The sequence below is a fragment of the Trinickia terrae genome, assembly GCF_005144415.1.
Lineage (GTDB): Bacteria > Pseudomonadota > Gammaproteobacteria > Burkholderiales > Burkholderiaceae > Trinickia_A > Trinickia_A terrae.
The window spans coordinates 522012-545611 of record NZ_SWJE01000003.1 but is presented as its reverse complement, the minus strand read 5'-3'; the positions used below and the strand labels follow the sequence as shown (position 1 = coordinate 545611).

Annotated in this window: 20 protein-coding genes; 11 read left to right on the top strand and 9 right to left on the bottom strand. The window is 63.6% G+C overall.

The genetic code is table 11. The features are described from left to right. The coding region (locus FAZ69_RS07680) for an IlvD/Edd family dehydratase (RefSeq protein ID WP_169708587.1) at positions 1 to 686 on the top strand (686 nt) is incomplete at its 5' end. Positions 687 to 828: 142 nt separating this feature from the next. Continuing rightward, positions 829 to 2418, top strand: a complete 1590-nt coding sequence (locus FAZ69_RS34325; protein ID WP_136893340.1) for a methyl-accepting chemotaxis protein — start codon at positions 829 to 831, stop codon at positions 2416 to 2418. Positions 2419 to 2451: 33 nt separating this feature from the next. Here FAZ69_RS34325 and FAZ69_RS07670 read toward each other — a convergent pair whose 3' ends face one another. Next, the gene (locus tag FAZ69_RS07670) at positions 2452 to 3180 is read right to left on the bottom strand and encodes a FadR/GntR family transcriptional regulator (RefSeq protein WP_136893339.1); all 729 of its coding nucleotides are present in this window, start codon (positions 3178 to 3180) and stop codon (positions 2452 to 2454) included. Positions 3181 to 3361: 181 nt separating this feature from the next. Then, positions 3362 to 3676 (bottom strand): hypothetical protein, encoded by a 315-nt coding sequence (locus FAZ69_RS07665; protein WP_136893338.1) that lies wholly within the window; start codon positions 3674 to 3676, stop codon positions 3362 to 3364. Between the two features lie 183 nt (positions 3677 to 3859). Here FAZ69_RS07665 and FAZ69_RS07660 point away from each other — a divergent pair, with 183 nt between their 5' ends. The 3 genes from FAZ69_RS07660 (at position 3860) to FAZ69_RS07650 (ending at position 8002) form a co-directional block, all read left to right on the top strand. Further along, positions 3860 to 5929, top strand: coding sequence for a putative bifunctional diguanylate cyclase/phosphodiesterase (locus FAZ69_RS07660; RefSeq protein WP_136893337.1), 2070 nt, complete (start codon positions 3860 to 3862; stop codon positions 5927 to 5929). A 375-nt stretch (positions 5930 to 6304) separates the two neighbouring features. Beyond that, the gene (locus FAZ69_RS07655; protein ID WP_136893336.1) at positions 6305 to 6664 is read left to right on the top strand and encodes a helix-turn-helix transcriptional regulator; all 360 of its coding nucleotides are present in this window, start codon (positions 6305 to 6307) and stop codon (positions 6662 to 6664) included. Further along, positions 6665 to 8002, top strand: a complete 1338-nt coding sequence (locus FAZ69_RS07650; RefSeq protein ID WP_136893335.1) for a type II toxin-antitoxin system HipA family toxin — start codon at positions 6665 to 6667, stop codon at positions 8000 to 8002. It abuts the gene before it with no gap. Positions 8003 to 8046: 44 nt separating this feature from the next. Here FAZ69_RS07650 and FAZ69_RS07645 read toward each other — a convergent pair whose 3' ends face one another. Beyond that, positions 8047 to 9309, bottom strand: coding sequence for an MFS transporter (locus tag FAZ69_RS07645; RefSeq protein ID WP_136893334.1), 1263 nt, complete (start codon positions 9307 to 9309; stop codon positions 8047 to 8049). A 124-nt stretch (positions 9310 to 9433) separates the two neighbouring features. Here FAZ69_RS07645 and FAZ69_RS07640 point away from each other — a divergent pair, with 124 nt between their 5' ends. Then, a complete protein-coding gene (locus tag FAZ69_RS07640) occupies positions 9434 to 10324 on the top strand; it encodes a LysR substrate-binding domain-containing protein (RefSeq protein WP_136893333.1) in 891 nt (296 codons plus the stop codon). A 67-nt stretch (positions 10325 to 10391) separates the two neighbouring features. Here the strand turns inward: FAZ69_RS07640 and FAZ69_RS07635 are convergent, their stop codons facing one another. After that, complete coding sequence (locus FAZ69_RS07635) at positions 10392 to 11435, bottom strand: LacI family DNA-binding transcriptional regulator (RefSeq protein WP_136893332.1); 1044 nt, start codon at positions 11433 to 11435, stop codon at positions 10392 to 10394. A gap of 219 nt (positions 11436 to 11654) precedes the next feature. Here FAZ69_RS07635 and FAZ69_RS07630 point away from each other — a divergent pair, with 219 nt between their 5' ends. The 5 genes from FAZ69_RS07630 (at position 11655) to FAZ69_RS07610 (ending at position 17990) form a co-directional block, all read left to right on the top strand. Continuing rightward, positions 11655 to 12803: an ABC transporter ATP-binding protein gene (locus FAZ69_RS07630; protein WP_136893331.1), complete on the top strand. Its 1149-nt coding sequence runs from the start codon at positions 11655 to 11657 to the stop codon at positions 12801 to 12803. Positions 12804 to 12823: 20 nt separating this feature from the next. After that, complete coding sequence (locus FAZ69_RS07625; protein WP_136893330.1) at positions 12824 to 14059, top strand: ABC transporter substrate-binding protein; 1236 nt, start codon at positions 12824 to 12826, stop codon at positions 14057 to 14059. 16 nt (positions 14060 to 14075) lie between these two features. Then, on the top strand, positions 14076 to 15023 hold the full coding sequence (locus FAZ69_RS07620) for a carbohydrate ABC transporter permease (RefSeq protein WP_136893329.1): 948 nt from the start codon (positions 14076 to 14078) through the stop codon (positions 15021 to 15023). A 14-nt stretch (positions 15024 to 15037) separates the two neighbouring features. Next, entirely contained in the window at positions 15038 to 15889 is an 852-nt protein-coding gene (locus FAZ69_RS07615) for a carbohydrate ABC transporter permease (RefSeq protein WP_136893328.1), read from the top strand. A gap of 91 nt (positions 15890 to 15980) precedes the next feature. Then, entirely contained in the window at positions 15981 to 17990 is a 2010-nt protein-coding gene (locus tag FAZ69_RS07610; protein ID WP_136893327.1) for a beta-galactosidase, read from the top strand. A 147-nt stretch (positions 17991 to 18137) separates the two neighbouring features. Here FAZ69_RS07610 and FAZ69_RS07605 read toward each other — a convergent pair whose 3' ends face one another. The 5 genes from FAZ69_RS07605 to FAZ69_RS07585 all read right to left on the bottom strand — a co-directional run bounded on the left by FAZ69_RS07605 (position 18138) and on the right by FAZ69_RS07585 (position 23526). Continuing rightward, complete coding sequence (locus tag FAZ69_RS07605) at positions 18138 to 19166, bottom strand: aldo/keto reductase (protein ID WP_136893326.1); 1029 nt, start codon at positions 19164 to 19166, stop codon at positions 18138 to 18140. 133 nt (positions 19167 to 19299) lie between these two features. After that, positions 19300 to 20589 carry a hypothetical protein gene (locus FAZ69_RS07600; RefSeq protein ID WP_240702140.1) on the bottom strand — a complete coding sequence of 430 codons (1290 nt, stop codon included), beginning with the start codon at positions 20587 to 20589 and terminating at the stop codon, positions 19300 to 19302. 7 nt (positions 20590 to 20596) lie between these two features. Beyond that, positions 20597 to 21373, bottom strand: coding sequence for an outer membrane lipoprotein-sorting protein (locus FAZ69_RS07595; protein ID WP_136893325.1), 777 nt, complete (start codon positions 21371 to 21373; stop codon positions 20597 to 20599). 45 nt (positions 21374 to 21418) lie between these two features. Beyond that, the gene (locus tag FAZ69_RS07590; RefSeq protein ID WP_136893366.1) at positions 21419 to 22825 is read right to left on the bottom strand and encodes an ABC transporter permease; all 1407 of its coding nucleotides are present in this window, start codon (positions 22823 to 22825) and stop codon (positions 21419 to 21421) included. Beyond that, the gene (locus tag FAZ69_RS07585) at positions 22825 to 23526 is read right to left on the bottom strand and encodes an ABC transporter ATP-binding protein (RefSeq protein ID WP_136893365.1); all 702 of its coding nucleotides are present in this window, start codon (positions 23524 to 23526) and stop codon (positions 22825 to 22827) included. Before FAZ69_RS07585 ends, FAZ69_RS07590 begins: the two co-directional genes overlap by 1 nt. Positions 23527 to 23600 lie beyond the last annotated feature (74 nt).

Sequence of the window (23600 nt, the reverse complement as noted above, 5' to 3'; positions counted from 1 at the left end):
GGGAGAACTGCCAGGACGCGCCGGTCTACAACGCCGAGGTGATCCGTCCGCTCGACAAGCCGCTCGTGCCGGATGGGGGGCTGTGCGTGCTGCGGGGCAACCTGGCGCCGAGCGGGGCGGTGCTCAAGCCTTCGGCCGCGACACCGTCGCTGCTGAAGCACCGGGGACGCGCGGTGGTGTTCGAGAACTTCGACGACTACAAGACGCGCATCGCCGATCCCGAACTCGAGGTCGACGCGGACTCGGTGCTGGTGATGAAGAACTGCGGCCCGAAGGGGTATCCGGGGATGGCCGAGGTGGGCAACATGGGGCTGCCGCCGAAGCTGCTCGCGCAGGGCGTGACGGACATGGTGCGCGTGTCCGATGCGCGCATGAGCGGCACCGCGTACGGGACGGTGGTGCTGCACGTGGCGCCCGAGGCGCGCGCGGGCGGCCCGCTTGCGGTGGTGCGCGATGGCGACTGGATCGAGCTCGATTGCGAGGCGGGGCGCCTACATATCGAGATCGACGAGGCTGAGATTGCCGCGCGGCTGAAAGCATGGAAGGATGCGCAGGCGCGCCAGCCTGCCGACGCGAGCGGCTACCGGCAGCTCTACGTCGATCACGTGCTGCAAGCCGACGAGGGCTGCGACTTCGATTTCCTGGTCGGCTGCCGAGGGGCGGACGTGCCGGCGCATTCGCATTAGCACGGCCTCAGCCCATCCAAACAAACCACGAACCCAAACGCTCGCAACGAGACGAGCGACTCGACACACAAGGCTCACCGGATCACGCCCGACAGAAACACTCGCGAGAACCGGCGAGCCGCCATACGACGGGGGAAACACCATGCTCAAAGGTCTCACCATCCGCGCGAGCATGACGCTCGTGATCGCCGTGTTCTTTGCGATCCTGGTCGTCGTGAGCGCGGCGGGCGTCGGCGCGCTGAAGCTCAGCAACGACGCGCTGCGTGAGATGTACGAGAGCGACACGGGCGCGCTCGTCGCGCTCAAGACCAGCGACGCGCTGCTGCAGCGCGCCCGCGTATCGCTCGACAGCTACCAGGCGCTGTACGGACTAGGCGAACCCGATCCGGACCTGCTGACGGCGGCGCACCACGACCTCGCCGAATCCGATCGCGCCTTCGCCCGCTTCGTCGAGCTGCAGTCGCGCTATCCCGAAGCGCAAGCGGCCACGGCGCAACTGAAGGACCAACGCCGCGCCGTCATCGCGAAAGCGGTGCTTCCCGGGCTCGACGCGCTGGAACACATGGCCTTCAGCGACTTCAAGGCGCTGCAGGGCAAGGACACGCAAGCCCTCGCCAAGACCTACCAAAGCGCGATGCAGGCACGCGAAGACGCCGTCATGGACAGCCAGCGCGCGCGTTACGCCGATGCGCAGACGCGCTTCAAGGCCATGATCGCCGCGCTCGCCGCCACGTCGCTCGCGGCGCTCGCGATCGGCGTTTTCGCGCGGGCGATGCTGATCGGCGTCGTGGTCCGGCCCGTTGCGCAGGTGATGGAGCACCTGCGGCGCATCGCGTCGGGCAACCTGAGCGGCGAGGTGCGCGTCGAGCATCGCAATGAAATGGGCGCGCTGCTCGCGGACCTGAAGACGATGCAGGACGCGCTCGTCGATACCGTGCGCAGCGTGAGGACGAGCACGGAATCGATCACCGGCGGGGCGCAGGAAATCGCGTCGGGCAGCGCGGACCTGTCCCGCCGCACCGAGCAGCAAGCCGCCTCGCTCGAACGCACCGCGGCGAGCATGGAGCAGTTGACGTCCACTGTGAAGCGCAACGCGGAAAACGCCGACAAGGCCAGCAAGCAGGCCACGCACGCATCGGAGACCGCGGCGGCCGGCGGACAAGTCGTCAGCGACGTCGTGCGCACCATGCAAGGCATTTCCGTGCACTCGAGCAAGATCGCCGAGATCGTCGGCCTGATCGACAGCATCGCGTTTCAGACCAACATCCTTGCCTTGAACGCCGCCGTGGAAGCGGCGCGCGCCGGCGAGCTGGGGCGCGGATTCGCGGTCGTCGCGAGCGAAGTGCGCAGCCTCGCGCAACGCAGCGCGCACGCCGCGAAGGAAATCAAGCAGCTGATCGACGACACCGTCGAGAAAATCGCCGAGGGCTCCGCGCTCGCCGACCGCGCGGGCGACACGATGACCGACATCGTGCAATCGGTGCAGTCGGTCAGCGGGCTGATGACGGAGATCTTCTCGGCCGTGCGCGAGCAAAGCCAGGGCATCGAAGAGGTCAACCTCGCCGTCATGCAGATGGATACGACCACGCAGCAGAATGCCGCGCTTGTCGAAGAGGCGACGGCTGCGGCCAAGTCGCTGGAGGAGCAGGCAGTGGTGCTCGGCAATGCCGTCGCGGTGTTCAAGCTCGATGCAGGCGGCGCCCTGCCCCCGGCGCTGCCTCGGCTGCATTGAAGGTCATCCGCCGCCGTGCGCGGCAGCGTGTGCTCAGCGCACGCTGCGGCTGCCGACTTCGAGGATCGTATCCGCGTCGGCAAGCGCGTTCTCGAGCTGCACGAGGCTCGCTTGCCGCGCGCCCAGCGGGTCGCGGCTCTGGATCGCCGTGAGAATCGCCTTGTGACGCGGCAGCGACAACGCGTGCGTATCCGGATGGCGGCTCGTCAGCTTGATCGACTCGGACAACGCGAGCGACATCATGTTGCCGATATAGGCGAGCAGGTCGTTATGCGTGGAGGCCATGATCGCGCGATGAAACTCGAGGTCCGGCTCGAGCAGCTCGGCGGCAGTTTGCGCGCCCGCCATCCGTGCGTAGGCGGCCTCGATTCGCTCGACATCCTCGGCCTTCGCTTCAGCCGCCGCGAGCGCAGCGGCCGCAGGCTCGATGATGCGGCGCACGGTCAACAACGAATGAAAGAAGTCGCTTTCAGGAATGCTGCTGAGCGTCCAGTAGAGCACGTCGGGGTCGAGCAAATGCCAATGCTCGCGCGGACGCACGACGCTGCCCACGCGCGGCTTCGAGATTGCCAGCCCCTTCGCCACGAGCACGCGCGTCGCTTCGCGCACGACGGGACGGCTCACGCCATATTTCTCGCATAGCGCGGGCTCGGGCGGCAGCCGCTCGCCGGGCACGAGCGTGCCACGCACGATTTCGATGCCCAACTCCTGCACGATGCGTGCGTGCATGCTCTTGCGGTTCTGTAGATGCCGATAGTCCATGTGTTCGAGGCGCCGCGCCAGGCGCACGCCCTGCTCACTCAGATATAGGTTGACTATATTAGTCTATCTACCCAAAAAATGACAGATAACCCAAGGATAATCCTGATTTAGTATTTCTATTTCGGCGTGCAATGCAATCGGCACGACACGCGGGCGCGGCCCGGAGCTTGCGCCCGCGCCATCAATTCTTGCCGGCCGTCTCCCAGTCCGGATGGCACGTGAAGACGAGCGTCGTCTCATGCGTCTCGATGGCCCCGATGCCCGACGTGCTCGTCGTCCGCGTGCTCGCGCGCAGGCCGCGCTCCTTGCAGAATGCGTCGGCACGGTCGTTGGCCTGATTCCACGCCCTGCCCCACGCGAGCGAGCCGCCCTGCGCCTGCGCCGTGATCATATACGTGTTCGCCTGCCCGGTCGGGGTGATGACCGGGCCGCTCGCGCATGCCCCGAGCAAGGCGGCCGCGCAAACGGCGAGAGAAAGTTTGACGTATCCAGGCATTCCATCGCTCCGAACCAGCATCTCGAAAAGACCGAGTTAGGGACAATCGAGCGGTGTTCAAGTTGCGCATTTCGGAACAGAGTGTTGCATGGCTCCCGCTTTCGAATTCGCACGGCTTTTCCCTACAGAAGACTAGGGATTTGCCGATAACCAGTCGTGGCGCATTCTCTCGCGCGTACTGACATGCAAAGCACCTACAACTCCTGGCTGGTCGCGCTATCGCTCGTGGTCGCCACCCTGGCCTCATATACGGCGCTCGATCTATCGGGCCGGATCTCGCTGCTCGCCCGCTCGCGTGCGCGCCACGCGTGGCTCGCCGGCGGCGCCGCGGCCATGGGCGTCGGCATCTGGTCGATGCATTTCATCGGCATGCTGGCGTTCTCGCTGCCGGTCCCGCTCGGCTACGACGTGGCGACCACCGGCTATTCGCTTGCCATCGCCATCGTCGTTTCCTGGTTCGCCCTCTTCGTCGCGACGCGCGCCAGCCTCGAGCGCATGGGCCTCATCGCCGGCGGCGTCCTGATGGGCCTCGGCATCGCGGCCATGCATTACACCGGCATGGCCGCCTTGCAGATGCGGCCGGCCATCCGCTTCGACCCGGCGCTCCTCGCGGCATCGATCGTCATCGCGATCGTCGCGGCCACCGCCGCGCTCGGGATCGCGCGTGCGCTCAGCGACGGCAAGCAGGTGCATGTGGCGCAAAAACGCATCGGCGCGGCGTTCGTCATGGGCCTCGCGATCACGGGCATGCACTACACCGGCATGGCCGCCGCCGACTTTGCGGCCGGCGCGATCTGCACGACGGCCAACGGCATCGATTCGCAATGGCTCGCGACCACGGTGACGCTCTGCACCTTCGCGATCCTGATCGCGACGCTGACGCTGTCGCGCATCGACATCAGGGCGAGCCTGCTCGCCGGGTCGGTCACGCAGCTCAACGAGCAGATCGTGCGCATGGCGAAGTTCGACATGTTGACCGACCTGCCGAATCGCAGAACGCTTGCCGAACGCATCGAACGCGCCATTGCCGCCTCGCGGCGCTCCGGCCGGATGTTTGCGGTGCTGTTCATGGATCTCGACGGCTTCAAGACGATCAACGACTCGCTCGGCCACTCCACCGGCGACGAAGTCCTCGTCGCGTTCGCGCAGCGCCTGCTGCATTGCGTGCATGGCGACGACACGGTGGCCCGCCTGGGCGGCGACGAATTCGTCGTGCTGCTCGATAATCTCGAGTCGCCGGCCGGCGCGCGGCACGTCGCCGAGACCGTGCTCGAGCGCATGCGCAAAGGCGCGTGGGGCGACGGCCAACCCCTGCAGGTGACGCCCAGCATCGGCATCGCCCTGTTCCCGCAGGACGGCGAGAACGTCGACTCGCTGCTCAAGCACGCCGACGCCGCGATGTACGAAGCCAAGCGCGGCGGCCGCAGCACCTACCGCTTCTTCGAAGCGTCCATGAACGAGGCGGCCACGCGCACGCTGCGCATCCAGAATGCCCTGCACGAAGCGCTCGACGCCGGCTATTTTTCGCTGTGCTTCCAGCCGAAATTCCGCGGCGAGAATGGCGAGCTGGCAGGCGCCGAGGCGCTGCTGCGGCTCGACCATCCCGAGCTCGGCGCGCTGACGCCGCTCGAATTCATCCCCGTCGCCGAGCGCTCGGGGCAGATCGTCGAGATCGGCAACTGGGTCGTGCGCGAGACGTGCCGGCAGATCCGCCGCTGGGAGAGCGCGGGCCTGCCCGCGATGAAGGTGGCGATCAATCTCTCGCCGCGGCAGCTCGGCCAGCCGGACCTCGTCGAGTCCATACTCGGCATCGTGCGCGCCGAAGAGGTCGCTTGCGAGCGGATCATGTTCGAGATCACCGAAACCGTGGCGATGCAGGACGCCGCCAGAACCACCGAGACGATCCGCGAGTTTCAGAAGAACGGCTTCGAGATCGCCATCGACGATTTCGGCACCGGCTATTCGAGCCTCGCTTATCTGCAGCGCTTTCGCGTCAAGCAGTTGAAGATCGACCGCTTTTTCACCAATGGTCTCGACGAACACGGCCGCGAGGGCGGCGCGATCGTCTCCGCCATCATCGCGCTCGCGCACTCGCTCGAGATGGATGTGGTGGCCGAAGGCGTCGAAACGGCTTCACAGCTCGCCAAGCTGAAAACCATGAAGTGCGACGAGATGCAGGGCTTCCTGCTCGGCAAGCCGCTCACGCCGGATGCGTTCGGCGCGCTGCTGCAGGAACGGGCGTTGAGTCCGTGAGCGCCCCGGCGCGTTCCTGATTTGAAAGGAAGTGCCGGTAGCATGTCGCCACCGGCCGGCTCGCCCGACGCCGAGCCGGCCCCTGCAACCTGCGAGTCATCGAATTGGAAACCTACCTCTTGCTCGGCACCGGCTTCGGCCTCGCGCTCCTGATCGCGATCTGGGGCCTCTGGAAGCTCAAGTAACGCGCGGCGTCAGAACTCGACCAGCGCGAAGGGCTCCGATTATCCACCCCGCGTTGACGGGCTGTTTCGCCACCGGCTATATACTGTTCTTCGATTAAACAAACCATCGCCTGTATTTCGTATATACAAGCCATTGCCTGTTTTCATACAATACAGGCTACGCACTGTGCCGCTCTTACGGGAGCTCATCATGGACTATCCGCTCAAGACAGTCAGCCAATTGCGCCCCATTTTGCAAGGCTTTCGCAAATCCGCCGGGCTCACGCAGGCGGCGCTCGCGAGTCAATTGGGCATCACGCAGCAAAGCTACGCCCAGCTCGAGGCCAATCCCGCGGCGGCCAGCCTGGAACGGCTTTTCAAGGTCATGCGCATGCTGGATGTCGAAATCCGGCTTGCTCACGTGCCGCCCGGGTCGCGCAAGGAAGCGCCCGCCCGCAGCAAACCGGCTCGGCCTGCCGCAGCCCAAAGTCCGCGCCCGGCAACGGCCGGCGTCACCAAAACAAGCCGCAAGTCCGGCACGGCCGCCACGAAGAAAAGGGAAGACTGGTAAATGAGCCGCCCCGCCCAAACCCGGAGACTCGACATCTGGATGAACGGCATCCCCGTGGGCTACTGGGAGCGCGCCCGGGATGGAGAGCGTCTTGGCTACATCGACGAATGGATTGCCGACGAGCAAGGCCGTCCGCTGTCGCTCTCGCTACCGTTTGCGCCGGGCAATCCGCCTTACCGCGGCGATCTCGTCACCGCCTTCTTCGACAACCTGCTCCCCGACAGCGACGCCATCCGCAAGCGCCTGGCACAGCGCCACCGCACCGGAAGCACCAGGCCGTTCGATCTTCTCTCGGCGCTCGGCCGCGACTGCGTCGGCGCAATTCAATTGCTCCCGCCGGACGAAGAACCGCAGGATCTCTACGGCATCACGGGCGAATCGCTGACCGGAGCGGGCATCGCCCGCTTGCTGCGCAACGCCACCAGCGCGGCGCCACTCGGCCTCGACGACCGCGACGACGACCTGCGGCTGTCGATAGCAGGCGCCCAGGAGAAGACCGCGCTCCTGCGTCACAACCGGAAATGGCTCTTGCCGACCGGCAGCACGCCGACCACGCATATCTTCAAACTGCCGCTGGGGCTGGTCGGCAATATGCAGGCCGACATGCGAAACTCGATCGAAAACGAATGGCTCTGCTCGAAGCTCATCGCCGCGTACGGCCTGCCCGTTGCGGCGTGCGAGATGGCGCGCTTCGAGGATCAGAAGGTGCTCATTGTCGAGCGTTTCGACCGCAGGCTCGCGAGCGACAAGACGTGGATCGTCCGCCTGCCGCAGGAAGACATGTGCCAGGCCACCGGCACGCCGCCCTTGCTCAAGTATCAGCAAGACGGTGGACCGGGGATCGCGCAGATCATGGAAGTCCTGCTCGGATCGGAGCATGCGCACGAGGACAGGCGCAATTTCTTCAAGACCCAACTCGTGTTCTGGCTGCTCGCGGCAACCGACGGGCACGCCAAGAACTTCAGCATTTCCCATTTGCCGGGCGGCCAATACCGTGCCACGCCGCTCTACGATGTGCTCTCCGCACACCCGATCATCGGCCGCGGCCGCAACCAGATTGCGCGTCAGAAAGCGAAACTCGCGATGGCCGTGCGCGGCCGCGGCAACCACTATCAGATCGACGCGATCCAGCCGCGGCACTGGATCGAGCAAGCGCGGCAAGCCGGACTGAGCAGCGAAACGGCGCAGGATCTCATCGCGGAAGTCGTCGACCAGACGGAAAACGCGCTGCGCATCGCCAATGACCAGTTGCCTCGCGATTTCCCTGCCGAGGTAGCCGACGCCATTCTGTCGGGCGTGCGAGCGCAACGCGACAGGCTTGCTGTAGGCATCGCCTAAACAGAAAACGCAACCCGCAGCAGCCCAAGCAAAGCGATATCCGCCTACACCGACGGCTTCGCCGACCCGCTCCCCGCCTCCCGCGCCCGCCGCGCCGGCATGAAGTACCACACCGCCCCCGCAATCTGCATCGCGATCAGCACCGCCCACACACCGCGGTGCGCGATCGCCGGATAGTGCCCCTCGTGCATCGGCCAATGCCCGAGCGCCGCGCCGATCGCCACTTGCAGCGCGAAGATCGCGAGAAAGATCACCAGCGTGAACGTCGTGTTCACGCGCCCGATCATGCGCGCGGGAAAATGCTCGGCCAGCACCGAATAGGTCAGGATGCCCGAGCCGCCGAGCGCGCCATACGCTGCCCACAGCACCGGCTCCGGCAGCGGCACGCGCGCGGCGATCAACGCCTGGACGACGACGTAGAGCCCCATCGTCGCGCCGGAGAACGCATACACGGTCACGCCGCGCCGCTCCAGCTCGCGCGCCAGCGCGCCGAAGCCGATATTGCCGACGATGAACGCAGCGCCCAGCACCGACACGAGCGCGGCAGCCCGCGCAGCGCCGTTGCTTGCATCGGGCGCCACGACGTCGCGCAGGAAAGCCCCCACCCAGAGCGACTGCATCGCGTAGAACACGCTTTGCGTGAGCCCCGAGAACGTCGCCAGCTTCCAGAACGCACGGCTCGACAGCACGTGCCAAGTGCCCTTGAACTGTTCGAGCACGCTCGCCTGCCGGTGCGCCGTGTCCGTGTCGCGCGCCGATGGCGCGAAGCGCCAGATCGACACGGCCACCGCCGCCGTGAAGAGCGCGAGGCCGAAGCAGATCGCGCGCCAGCCCGCCACCGTCAGCAGCCACGACAGCGGCGCACCGACCACGACGCCGCCCACGCCGCCCACCGCCATCACGAGCCCGTTGACGAGCGTCAGCTGAGCGACCGGGAAATGCTGCGCGGTCGCCTTGAACGCGCCGCCCAGGCACACCGACACCCCCACGCCGATCAGGAACCGCCCGAGCATCATCGCGCCGAGATCGTGCGCCGCGCCGAACACGAAGACGCCGGCTGCGGCGACGAGCATCACGCACGCGGTCACGCGCCGCGCGCCGAAATGATCGAGCAGCACGCCGCCCGGAATCTGCGCGCCCGCGAAGCCGAGAAAATAGAGGCTCGTGAGCGTGCCCAAGTCCGCGGCCGACAAGCCGAGATCGCGCGTCAGAAACGGCGCGAACCCGAGATTCACGCCGCGAAACAGGTAGGACACGAAATACCCAAGCGAGAAAACGGCGAGCACGCGCCATCTGGTGGAAGTCATGGTGAAACCGGAGCCTTGTCGAATGAGCACGCCACATCGCGCCGATGCGTTGGAATTATTCGCGAAGCGGCGCGGCCAGGCCAACGAGAGATTTCGAACCGTAATGTGAGTAGAATTTGACGTCATGGCGACCTCATTCCCACCTCTGCAAGCCTTGCGTGCGCTTGAAGCGGCAGCGCGGCGACGCAGCTTCAGCCGTGCCGCGGAAGAATTGCATTTGACGCACAGCGCGGTCAGCCACCATCTGCGCGGGCTCGAGGAGCAGCTCGGCGTCGAGCTGTTCCGCCGCGCCGGCACGCGCATGATCCCGACCGCCGCGGGCGCGCAACTGGCCGAACGCGTGCGGCACAGCCTCGACGATCTGCGCGATGCGCTCGACGCGGCCCGCCGCGGCACAAGCAGCACGGGCGGCGCCATGCGGCTCGAATTGAGCGCGATGTCGGACTTCCTGTCGTTCTGGCTGATTCCGCGGCTCGGCGGCTTCTACGATCAGCATCCGCAGATCGATCTGTCGCTGCACATGCACGCGGAGATCGCCCCGCCCGATCCGTATGCGGTCGACATCGGCATCTGGCACCGGCGCGTCGACGAGCCGGGCTTCCAGATCCGCAAGCTGCTCGACGATCAGGTGATCGCCGTAGGCAGTCCGGCGCTGCTCGCGCGCTACCCGGACTTCCGCATCGAAGATTTGCCGAACCTGCCGCTCCTGCATTTCGCGCGCCGCTCGTGGCGCGACTTCTTCGAGGCCGCAGGCCTGCAGGCGGACGAGCCCGTGCGCGGCCCGGTCTTCGACGATGCCGGCCTGCTGCTGCAAGCGACCATCAACGGGCAAGGGTTCGCCACGGCGCGGCTGCAGCTTGCGCGCGACTACCTGGAGCGCGGCGAGCTCGTGCAGCTCGGGCATGTGCGCATTCCGGCTTCGCTCGACTACTTCTTCACGTGGCGCGAAGGCCACCCGCGCGAAGCGGCGATCCTGCAGTTCTACCGCTGGCTCAAGGGGCAGCTCGCGAGCTAGGGCCTGTTCACACTAATAACAGGCTTGCGAACGTCCTCTCAGCGGCGCTTCGCAGACGTTCAGTTGGTCAATCGTTCGAGGGCGCCGCCGTCGAGCCTCGAACGATCAGCCTTGGCGCGGAAGTATGGATGACCGTTGTGTCAGACGCACGCCCGTTCATGAGGTCGACGAGCAGCCCAATTCCTTTTTCCGCCAACTCCTTGGTCGGAATGGCTACTGTTGTTAGTCCGGGCCGCGATTGTCTGGCTGGAACAATGTCCGTGATACCGACGACCGAGAGGTCTTCTGGAACTGAGTACCCCAGATCCGATGCGGCGTTCAACACGCCGAGTGCCGGAAGATCGTTCGATACGAATATCGCCGTCAAATCGGGGCGCGAGGACAACAAGTCCGTCGCTGCCCGATAACCGTCATCGAACGAATCCTCTGTGAATCGCTCATCCGCAGCGAGGCGCCGAATCTTTGCTTCGCGCATGACCTCCTGGTAGCCGGCATAACGGGCTCTATGAATGCCATTCTTGCGACTGCCAATGATCGCCCCGATACGCCGATGTCCCAACTCAACGAGGTGTTCAACGGCGAGTCGCGCGGCACCTTTGGAGTCGAACGTCACGCAGGGGATCCCCGGCGGCTCGTCAGGGAGCTCCCAAACCGATATGACAACGGGAACTCCGCGCTCTTGAAGCTCTATCAGTTCTTCGACCGGCAGGTTTCCGTAGTTCGCAACCAGGACGCCATCCGATAGCGAACCAGCAACCTGTTGCAGAAAGCTCGTGCCGCGGTCTAGCTCGTGATCGGTGTTGCACACGAGGAGATGGCGTTCATGCTTGAGCGCCGACAAGTTGGCGGCGAGCGTGAACTCCGGATAGAAGGGGTTCGTGATGCAGCTAAGCATCAACGCGAGCGTTGGAGCCTTTCGCTCGACGAGCGCTCGTGCGGTCAAATTCGGGCGATAGCCTTGTCTCTCGACGGCCTCGAGCACGCGCTGTCGCGTGTCTTCTCCTACTCGTCCCCGGCCGCGCAGCACATTCGAGACGGTCATGACCGAGACGCCGGCATCCTCTGCCACCTCTCTGATCGTGACGGCCGGAGTGAAATGCTTGCTACTCATGATGGGCGCTTCGGTGCCTGGCGGAAAAAGGGTGTGTGTCGCGACATTCAATCGATGCGGCGTGCGCTTGTCAACTCGTACCGGGTGGAGGACCTATTGCGCGCGCTTAAAAACCAGCGTAGAGTCCGTTCAAAAGATAGATAAGGTTACCCCCGGACAGGCCTCGCGGCCTTTTTTTAAAATCCAATGGTGTAACGTTAAACCAAGCTGGACGGAGACATGGCAGCCATCACACTGAAAGGCGTGACGAAGGCGTATGGAGAACACGCGCCTGTACTACGCGGAATCGACCTAGACATCGGAGAGAACGAATTTTGTGTCTTTCTGGGCCCGTCTGGATGCGGCAAATCTACGCTGCTTCGCATCATCGCAGGCCTTGAAGACGCAACATCGGGCGATGTGCAGATTGGTGGTCGCCTCGTCAATGCAATACCCCCTGCCAAACGAGGGGTGGCGATGGTTTTCCAAAGCTACGCCTTGTTTCCCCATATGACGGTTGAAGAGAATATGGGGTTCGGGCTCAAGCTGTCGGGCCTACCCGCCGACCAGGTGGCGGTCAAAGTTCAAAAAGCGGCGAAGACGCTGCAACTCGACGCATTGCTGAAGCGCAAACCCGCAGCATTGTCCGGAGGGCAACGGCAACGTGTTGCCATTGGCCGGGCCATCGTGCGCGAGCCGGGCGTGTTCTTGTTCGACGAACCACTTTCGAACCTCGACGCAATGCTGCGGAGTCAGACTCGAGTGGAGATTGCAAAGCTCCATCGTCAATTTGCACAGGCCAGCACCGTCTATGTGACTCACGATCAAATCGAGGCAATGACGCTTGGCGACAAAATCGTCTTGTTGCGCGCAGGCGCTGATGCCGAGCGTTTCGGAAGCATTGCGCAAGTAGGCTCACCGCTCGACCTGTACCGCCTCCCGAACAGTCGGTTCGTTGCCGAATTCATTGGTAGCCCGAAGATGAACTTCCTCGGCGCGACGATCAAATCCGTGGACCACGATGGCGTCACCGTAACGCTGGACGAGACCAGCGACGACGTCCTGGCCAAAGTCGACGGTTCGTCGCTGCGTATCGGACAGGCCGTGCAACTGGGCATTCGCCCCGAGCACTTCGACGATGTCATCGAAGGCGTGATCGCACCCAATGGCGTAGGCGCGGTGCAGACACTCCAGCGCGAAGTCACCCTTGTCGAGCGACTGGGAGAACACAGCTACCTTCACCTCGACGATCTCGCCGGAACGACGATCGTCGCAAAGCAGCCTGGTGACGTGACCTATCAACCGGGCACGCAAGTCACGATCCGGTTCAGTTCCAATGCTTGTCACCTGTTCGCCGCCGATGGCAGCGCAATACCGAAGCTTCACTAGAACGACATCCGGAGACATCTATGAGAAAAATCATTGCGCTCTCAGTTCTGAGTGCCGCCCTTTCTGTTGCGCCGGCCGCCAGCGCCGGCACACTCCAGTTGAACATTGCGTTCAAGGGAGCGGAGACGCGCGCCGTCTGGCAGAACCTGATCAAACGGTTTGAGCAGGCGAACCCGGGCGTGACCACAAAAGTCGCGTTCGTCGAAGAAGAGACCTACAAAGTCCAACTTCCCGCTTGGCTTACGTCTGTAGCACCGGATGTGATTAACTGGCACGAAGGCGAACGCATGTCGTACTACGCGCAGCGCGGCCTGCTCGATGAGCTTTCAGCAGACTGGCAGAAGAACGACTGGAACACGCAGTTCGCTTCACTGAAGACGGCCTCGTCATATAACGGCAAGCAGTACGCGATGCCGACGCAATACTTCGCGTGGGGCCTCTACTATAGAAAGGACCTGTTCGAGAAGGCCGGCATTAAAAGCGAGCCGACGACATGGCAGGAGTTTCTCGACGATTGCAAAAAGCTCAAGGCAGCCGGCATCGCACCGATCGCAGTCGGAGGGCGCGACTCGTGGACGCTCGCCGCGTGGTTCGACTACCTCGATCTGCGCATGAACGGTTACGACTTCCACATGAAGTTGATGAACGGCGAGGTTCCCTACACCGCCCCCCGCGTGAAGAACGTGTACCTCGCATGGAAGACGCTGATCGACAACAAGTACTTCATCGACAATCCGCTGTCGTACAGTCTCGACTCCGTGCAGCCGCTGTATATCCAGGGACAAGCGGCGATGATGCTGATGGGCACGTTCCTGTCGCCTGGCTTGCCGCCGGCGACGAAGGCTCAAACCGGTTTCTTCAAGTTCCCGACCGTCGACCCGAAGGTGACGGCTGCTGAAGACGGCTCCGCGGAATGTCTGAACATCCCCATGCGAGCGGCGAACAAGGCGGATGCGCGGAAATTCCTTGCATTCATGGGCCAACCGGACAACGACGCCACCCTTGCCAAGGGCGTGGGAACGCTGCCTGCAAATAACAAGGCAGCGATGCCCGACGATCCGATCGCGAAGATCGGCTTCCAGATCCTGTCGGAAACCAAGGGCGGCGTGGCCCAGTTCTACGACCGCGATATGACCAAGGAAATGGCCGATGAAGGGATGAAGGGCATGCAGCGCTTTATCAGCGATCCGTCGAAGCTCGACGACATCCTTAGCGACCTCGAAAAGATGCGCAAGCGCGTCTACAGCAAGTCCTGATCACACGAGAGTTCAGATGGCCACAGCCGAAACGAGAACGTCGGTGAGCCAAGGCTCACCCACAGATCAGCCCCGCCACATCAGCCGCTCATCAGGGGCACGGCTGTCGGGACCCCTCGCCAGAAAGCGCAAGCGGGCTGCTTTGCTGTTCTTGCTGCCGGCGTGCACGATGTTCTGCGTCTATGTGATCTATCCGATCCTTAGCAGCATTGTGCTCAGTCTGTACAACTGGGACGGAATGAGTGACAAGGTGTTCGTCGGGCTCGCGAACTACAACGAACTGCTTCATACCGACACGTTTTATGTCGCGCTGAAGAACAACGTCTTGTGGCTCGTGTTGTTCTTGCTTGCGCCGCCGATCGGGCTCGCTTTTGCGCTCTATCTGAATCAGAGTGTCACGGGCATGCGGCTCATCAAGTCGCTGTTCTTTTCGCCTTTCGTGCTGTCGGGCGTCGTCGTCGGTCTCGTCTTCAGCTGGTTCTACGATCCCGCGTTCGGGCTCTTGAAGCTCATCGTTGGACACGGCATTCCGGTGCTGGGCGATGAGCACTACGCGACGTTCGGTGTGATTGCCGCTGCTCTCTGGCCGCAGATTCCGTTTTGCATGTTGCTCTACCTCACCAACCTCACGAGCATCAATCCGGAAATTATCGAAGCCGGTCGGATGGAAGGGGCAACAGGGTGGGCATTGCTGTGGCACGTGGTGCTGCCGCAATTGCGGCCGGCAACTTTCCTCTCGGTCGTTTTGACCATCATTGGCGCGCTTCGAAGCTTTGACTTGATCGCGGTGATGACAGGCGGGGGGCCGTTCGACAGTTCAACGGTGCTGGCCTACTTTATGTATGACCAAGCCATCAAGTACTTCAGATTCGGGTATTCGGCGGCGATTGCAGTCGTGTTGTTCTTGATCATGCTGGTCTTCATCGTGTATCAGCTGCATCGGCTCCTTCACAACGACCGATAACAGGGTAATCGCATATGTATCCTACTCCCGTAAGCCGTTGGAGCCCGATGGGACGCAGAGTCTACAAGACCTCGCTGCCCATCGCGCTGTTGATCTGGTTGCTTCCACTGATTGCTGTGTTCGTAACGTCCGTTCGTTCGACGGATGACCTGACCAACGGTAACTATTGGGGATGGCCCGAAAAGTTCGCGCTCGTAGAGAACTATCGCACGGTGCTTTTTAGCTCCCCGATGCTTCACTATTTTCTGAATAGTTGTCTGATCACGGTGCCGTCGGTCATTGGATCTATCGCGTTGGCCGCGATGGCCGGATTCGCTTTGGCGACGTATCCGTTCAAGGGCAACAACAGCATTCTAAGTGTCTTCGTGGCCGGCAACTTCGTGCCGATCCAGGTGTTGATGATTCCCGTGCGCCAGCTGACCCTTCAGCTTGGTCTGTTCAACACGCTTGAAGGACTCGTCCTGTTTCACATCGCGTTCCAGACAGGGTTCTGCACCTTGTTCTTGCGGAACTTCATCAAGGAACTTCCGTACGAGCTCGTCGAAGCGGCGCGGATCGAAGGCGCCAACGAGTGGCAATTGTTTTACCGGATCATCCTGCCGCTGATCGCGCCGGCCCTCGCAGCGCTTGCGATTCTCGTGTTCACGTTCGTCTGGAACGACTACTTCTGGGCACTCTGCTTGACGCAGGGCGACGACGCCGCACCGATCACGGTCGGAGTAGCGGCACTCAAAGGGCAATGGACCACCGCATGGAATCTCGTGTCGGCGGGATCGCTGCTTGCCGCACTGCCGTCGGTCGTCATTTTCTTCGCGATGCAAAAGCACTTCATTGCCGGATTGACGTTCGGCGCCACGAAGGGCTGAGTCAATACACATCGTTTATCGAATGCGAGCGTCAGCCTCGCAGGGCGCAGTGCGCAGTGCGCCCCAAACATTTGACAAGAGGAATCTCTCCATGAAGGTCGGTGTCGACTACTACCCCGAACACTGGGACGTTTCGCTGTGGGAACAAGACGCACGGCAAATGCAGGAAGCCGGTATCACCATTGTTCGCCTGGCTGAATTTGCGTGGTCGCGACTTGAGCCGACCGAAGGGAAGTTCGAGTTTGATTGGCTCGACCAAGCGATTGCCGTGCTGGCACGGCACGGCATCGATGTGGTGATTGGCACCCCGACCGCAACGCCTCCCGTGTGGCTAACCCACAATTACCCTGACGTCCTGCCGGTCGACAACAAAGGCAATGCCATATTCGCGGGCGTGCGGCTGCACCGTTGCTACAACAGTCCGTCGCTGCGCAAGTTCGGCGAGCGCATCATCGAGCAGATCACGCAGCGCTATGCAGCACACGCAGCCGTTATGGGCTGGCAAACCGACAATGAACTTGCTGCGAATGATTGCCACTGCGAGAACTGCACGCGGTCTTTCCGTGGATGGCTCCAGAAAAAATACAAGTCGCTCGAGACGCTCAATCGTGAGTGGGGCACCGTTGTTTGGAGTGGGGAGTACAGCGACTGGGATCAAGTGAACACGCCTCTTGGCGGTTCACCGTACCTCAATCCTTCATTCCTGCTCGACTTTCGCCGTTTCTCGTCGGATGTCGTCGCAGATTTCAATCGCTTCCAAGCCGCGCTGATTAGAAAGAACAGCCCGGGCAAGTTCGTGACTCACAATCTGTGGGGGTATCCGGTCACCGCGGACTACTACGACATGTTCGATAGCATGGACTTCGCATCTGTCGACTACTACCCCGCGACCGATTTCCTCGATGATTCCAAGTCGAGGATGTACCACGGCGCGTTGACGCTCGACCTCACGCGTGGCGTAAAGCGCAAGAACTTCTGGGTGATGGAGCAGCTGAGCGGAACGCCGGGATGCTGGTACCCGATGTCGCGCACCCCTTTCCCTGGGATGATTCGCGCCTACGCATGGCAAAGCGTTTCGCGCGGCGCCGACACGATTGTGCAGTTCCGGTGGCGTTCGGCTCGTGTCGGTGCGGAGCAATTTTGGCACGGACTGTTGGATCATCACGGGCAGCCCGGTCGCCGCTTTGAAGAGTTCGTTCAATTTAGCCAGGAAGCGCAAAAGCTCACACCACTGCTTGAAGGGACTTCACTCAAGCACGATGTGGCCATGCTCTTCTCGCACGAGCAGCTCAATGCGTTCCAGATTCAGCCGCAAGCTGATGGATTCGACTATCTGGGCAACTTCAAGCGCCTCCATTCGGCATTGCTGAAGATGGGTGTAGGCGCCGACGTCATCGACTGGCGCGAAAGGCTTCAAGGCTACAAGCTTGTCATCGCGCCGATGCTCTATTTGATCGACGAGGCGATGGCCTTGACACTGAAACAATACGTCGACAACGGCGGAACGCTGGTGCTGACCACGCGTTCGGGCGTCAAGAACATGAACAATGTGTGTCTGCCCGATCGGCTGCCGAACTTGCTGACGGAACTCGCGGGTGTGTACGTTGACGAATACGATCCGGTCGGCAAAGACGTGCAGACGCTGAGCCTCGACACGGGCGAGGCGCTCTCAAGCGGTCAATGGTGTGACATCCTGACCCCTGTCACGGCAGAAACAGTCGCCACGTACTCGAGCGAGTATTTCTCGGGTGCGTCCGCGATTACGCGGAATGCGCACGCAAAGGGTGTGGTGTACTACATCGGCACAGTCCTCGACGAGAAGGCGACTCGGACGTTGATGCGCCGCATCGCGACCGATGCAGGCATCGAGTGCGAACTCGAGCTTCCCGACGGCGTAGAAGTCGCGGTAAGGAGCTCAGAGGAAAGGCAGATATTGTTTGTGCTGAACCTTTCCAAGGAGTCAAGGGAGGTGTCGCTGCCGGTTCGCGACTACGTGAGCGCGTTGTCGGATCGCCGATTGCGTGGCGGCAGCATCAACCTTGCGCCTGGCGCCGTGGAAGTTCTTGTTGAAGTGAACGCCACGGCGGCGTCCGTTGCTTAGCAACTCACCGTAGCGTGCCAAACTTTTGCGATGCAACAGAACGCCGATATCAACCACCCAATACGGATACCCAGAAAATGAAAACGCGGCCGGCATCGCTGCGCCAGCCGCGTTTTTCTATCGCGAGCAGTCAGTGCCCAGCTCGCCTCACACCGGCGCGGGGTTGCGCTCGCCGAACCCGCGTTGATGCCAATACGGATAGGCCGGCGCCAACGCGCTCGCGGCATCGAGCTTCGCCACTTGCTCCGGCGTCAGGTTCCAGCCGACGGCGCCGAGATTCTGTCGCAACTGCTCTTCGTTGCGCGCGCCGATCAGCACCGTCGAGACGGTCGGCCGCTGCAGCAGCCAGTTGAGCGCGACCTGCGACACGCTCTTGCCCGTTTCCTCCGCGACTGCCTCGATCGCATCGAGGACGCGGAACAGATAGTCGCCGGGCACGGGCGGCCCCATGTCGGCGGTCTTGTGCAGGCGGCTCGTCGCGGGCAGCGGCTGGCCACGCTTGAGCTTGCCGGTCAGGCGCCCCCAGCCGAGCGGGCTCCAGACGACCGCGCCCACGCCCTGGTCGAGCCCGAGCGGCATCAGCTCCCATTCGTAGTCGCGGCCGATCAGCGAGTAGTAGGTCTGGTTCGCGACATAGCGCGGATAGCCGTAGCGGTCCGCGACGTCGAGCGACTTCATCAGGTGCCAGCCAGAGAAATTCGACACGCCCGTGTAGCGGATCTTGCCCGCGCGCACGAGATCGTCGAGCGTCGACAGCACTTCGGCCACCGGCGTCCTCGCGTCGAAGCCGTGCAGCTGGAAGAGGTCGATATAGTCGGTCTGCAGGCGCTTGAGCGACGCATCGACCGCTTGAATCAAATGGAAGCGCGACGAGCCGACGTTGTTCGGCGAGGCGTCGTCGAAGCGGAACGTCGCCTTGGTCGAGATGATCGCGCGATCGCGCTTGCCCTTGAGCGCCTCGCCCAGCACCGACTCCGACGCGCCCTTCGAGTAGATGTCCGCAGTGTCGAACATCGTGACGCCCGCATCGAAGCAGATGTCGATGAGACGCCGCGCTTCGGCGACGTCGGTCGCGCCCCACGCCTCGAAAAATTCGCCCTTGCCGCCGAACGTTCCCGTGCCGAAGCTCAGGACCGGAACCTGAAAACCCGATGCACCCAGAAATCTGTATTCCATCGAACATTCTCCTTGCGCGTATCAACCTCGAGTCCACGGCAGACCCGACGAAAAACGAACGGTTTAGTCTACGCGCGTCTTCGCAAACGCGCCGGACGGTCCGCGCTTTGCTTTCAACGGAATCAAAACGGAATCAATAGAAGAAAGTCAGCACGCCCTGCAGCACCTGCTTCTGCGCGGCGCTTCCATAGGTGCTGCGCGACGGCCCATGATTGCTCTGCCACTGCAGCGCGAGGTCGACGCGCGTCCAGTGATAGCGCGCTTCGAGCCAGGTGAAGTCGCTGTGGGTGACGAGATCGTAGCGGGCCATCGCGGTCAGATCGAGATGCACCACGAACGCGTCCTGCCACGTGACGTAGGTGAAGAGCGACTGCCGCGTCGCCAGCTCCTGCGCGCTGCCGGCCGCGCCCAGGTATTGACCGAAGCGCAGCGGATTGGCGGTGAGAGCGTCCCAGGCCGCGCGATTCGCGCTCGCACCGTCGTAGTCGTATTCGAGCGTCACCGACACTTTGTTGGGGAAGGTTCGCGTCAGGCCCGCGGCCAGCTTCGAATGAAAGCTGTCCGATCCGTGCGGTCCATCGGCAAGCGCCGCGCTGCGCCCCGCCGAATACTCGAGAAAGCCGACGGTCGCGTTGTCGAGCAAAGTGGTGGCGTCCACACCGAATTGCGGGGAGATGCCCGCGCCGCCATAGACGAGCCATTGCGGCGCGAAGTTGCCGAACAGGCGTTGCGAGCCGCTCAGCATGTAGCGCCACTTCGCGTTGGTCGCGCCGAAATCGGGGTTGAAGGTCGCGTTGCTCGGCGTGGAGGCCAAGGGCGGAGACACGAGCGCCGTCACCGAGCCGCCGTTCCATAGCACCTGGCCGCGCAGCATCACGCTGCCAAGGCGGTCTTCGCGCAGGCTCTCCGGATCGATCGACGTGACCGCGCGCAACGCGCCCGCCTTGAAGAAGTCGGTCGGGTTGAAGCCCGACGCGACGCCCTCGCGCAGGTTCACACGCCCGGCGTCGATGATCGTCGAGGTGGTCGGACGCCAGCTCACGTACGCTTGCTTGAGCGTATCGATCGCGTTGTATCGGCCGGTTCCGGCGCGCCAGCCCGCGTCGAGCTGATTGCCGAACACAGCTCGCCAGCCGGGCGCGATCGCGCCGTCGTAAGCGAGCGATGACGACACACGCAGGTTGTCGTTGAGCAAAACGCTGCCGGCCTGGTTGGCGGCCGTGTAGTTTCCGGCGGCGAACTCGAACGCGCGCCGCCAGTCGCTGTGCGCCGATGCCGCCGCACTCGCGCTGTCGGCGAGCTGCAATGCGCCCTCGTCGCCCGCGGCGAGTTGGGAGGCATCCGCATCGCCGGCGGCGAGCGCAGGGGACGCGGCGCACATCGCCCCCGCCGCGACGACGGCCCAGGCCAGCCGCTTGCCCATCGCGGCGTCATTCGGGCTTGAAGCGCGCGAGGTACGCGCGCTGCAGCCATGCGTCCGGCACGTCGCGCCACGTGTAGTTCGAGTAGCGCATCACGGTCACCCAGTTCGGATCGAGCCCGTCGATGATCACCGTTTCGGTCGGCCGCTCGGCGCCAAGCTCCTGCTGGAACTTGCGGAAGTACGCCACCTTCAGCAGCGCGCCGCTTTCCGTATAGAAGCGCGCCTTGACGGGGTGCGAATTGCCGGCGTCGAGCCAGAGATCGATCGCGTGATAGGTGACATCGGGCGTGCGCGCCGTCAAGTGAAGCTGGTAGCAATGCCGCGCCTGACGGTCGCCGTCGGTGACGTCCTCTTCGCCCGCGAGCGCCGGGACATAGTCCTTCGCCCAGTTCACGGTGACCACGTCGCCGTTCGCCGCCTGGCCGAGGAGCCGCTGCTGCGGCGAGATGCGCACGCTCGCCTGGCTCGACGGATCGTAGAACCACAGGTCGTTGCCGTTCTTCAGCAGCAGCTTGTTGGCGTCGCGCGCGGGCTCGTCGAACTGGACGAGGTTGCGGTACTGGCCGTCGCCCAAATCCGGCTTCGCGTAGACGGTCAGCACGTCGACGTTCGTCTGCTTGCCGTTGCGGAATTCGATCAGCGTGTTGGTCAGGCTGAACGAATTCCCGGGGTTGCGGATCGCGTCGCTTTGCTCGAGCAGTTGCGTCGCGGACGGCGCGGCGTGGACCGCGATCGATGCCCATAGCAGTGCACAGGCCATGCCAACGAGTCGGGACAGTTTCATGATCGATTCCCTCGCTCCGAGTCTCTGATAGAACCACATCGGCGCTCACGCGAAGCGCAGCGCGTCGACGATCGGCATGCCTGCTGCCCGCCGCGCCGGCCACCACGCGGAGAACGTCGCGACCGCGATCACGCCGAGCGCGTTGCGCACGATCATTCCCGTTTCGCCCCAGACGCGAACCGTGAGCGCGACGGGATCGGTTTGCCCGGGCGGCGTCCAATGCAGGCCCGAGTGATTGATGAGCGCGGCGGCGGCCAACGCGAAGAGCGTCCCTAGCACGGCGCCCGCCACGCCGAGCAGAAAGCCCTCGCAGACGAAAATGCTGCGAATGCCCGAGCCGCGCACGCCGACCGCGCGCAGCGTGCCGATCTCCCTCGTGCGCTCCATCACGGCCATGTTCATCGTGTTGCCGACCGTGAACATCACGATCGTCGCGATCATCACGGCGATGAAGCCGAAGACCGCGCCGAACATGCCTGTGATCTGGCCGTACTGCGGGTTCAGCGTCGCGAAGTCGAGCACTTCGAGCGGCTCGCCCTTGAGCGTCGTCTGCAGCAGCGCGTTCAGGCGTGCGCGCGCTGCTTCGAGCTGCGAGGTGTGGCGCAGTTGCAGGACGATCGAGGTCACCTCGGGTTTGCCACCGCCGTACACCAGTTGCTGCGCCTGCTCGAGATGGAGTTGCACGAACATGTCGTCGAGATCCTTCACGGCCTGTTTCTGCGCCTCCACCACTTTCAACTCGGCGACATTCGGCGCGCCGTAGGCGTTCGAAGTCAGAAGCTCGATGCGCGGGCCGGGCGGCGCGCTCGCCTTCGCCGATGCTTCGAGCGCGGCGAGCTGCGTGATGTCGGACGGCGTCGCGGCGCTCGACGAACCGGCAACGCCCGCAGCCGGAGCGGATTGCGGCTCATGGCAATCGGCGACCTTCAGCGGCGCGCACAAGCGCAGCACGCGCGCGACGCCCGTGCCGATCAGCGCCGCGTCCGCGCTCGTCGCGGTCAGCGCAAGCGGCTTCGACTGATCGGGAAAGCCGTAGTCGTTCCACAAGCGCATGCGGTTCTGATCCGCGACGACGATGCCGGACCCGAACACGGTGCGCGACACGCCCGCCGCGAAGTTCCCCGCGATGCCGTTGACCGCCAGCACCGGGGTGACGACCGTGACGAGCCGCGCAAGCTCGGGGTCGCGCTTGACGACGTCGATGATGTGCTCGTAGCCGGCGAGGCCGTACGAGACCGGGTCGCCGCTGCCGTAGAGGAAATAGTTGCGATGCTGGATCTGCAGATGCCCGCCGCTGCGCACGTAATTCGTCTGCAAGCCGTACTGGATGTTGCCGGCGTAGCCGCCGAACACGAGCACCGCCGTGAGGCCGATCACCATCGCCGAGAGCGTCGTCGCCGAGCGCCGCCGGTTGCGGCGCAGATTGCGGTACGCGAGGAGCCAGTTCTTCATCATGCCGTCGCCTCCATGGAAGACGTGCGGCGGACTTCGACGATGACGCCGTCGCGGATCGCGACGACGTCGTCGGCCGCCGCGACCACCTGCGGGTCGTGCGAAGAGAACACGAACGAGGTCGCGCGCTCGCGCTGCATGCGCCGCATCAGGCCGATGATCGCGGCGCCCGTGGCGCTGTCGAGATTGGCGGTCGGCTCGTCGGCGAGCACGAGCGCGGGCTGCGTGACGAGCGCGCGCGCAATTGCGACGCGCTGCTGCTGTCCGCCGGACAGCTCGCCGGGCAGCCTCTGCGCCTTGTCGCCGACGCCCACTTCGTCGAGCAGCGCGAGCACCGCCGCTCGGCGCTTGGCCTTCGGCGCGCCGAGCAGCGTCAGCGGATATTCGACGTTCTCGAAGGCGGAGAGCACCGGCAGCAGGTTGAACGACTGGAACACGAAGCCGATGTGGCGTGCGCGGAAATCGGCCAGCGCGTCATCGGTCATCGATTCGAGCGGCTGGCCGGCCACGGCGATGCTGCCGCGCGTCGCGCGGTCGATGCCGCCGAGCAGGTTGAGGAGCGTCGTCTTGCCGCTGCCCGACGGGCCCGATAGCACCGTGAAGCGGTTGGCGAAGATATCGGCCGACGCGTCGCGCACCGCGGCGACGGCCGCGGCGCCCTCGCCGTAGGTTTTCGTCACTGCGTTCAAGCTGGCGGCTATCACAGGCACCTCCGTCGTCCGAATCGATGAGACGACTGTAGTGGCGAGATTCGGCGTGCGCTGGAGGATGCGAC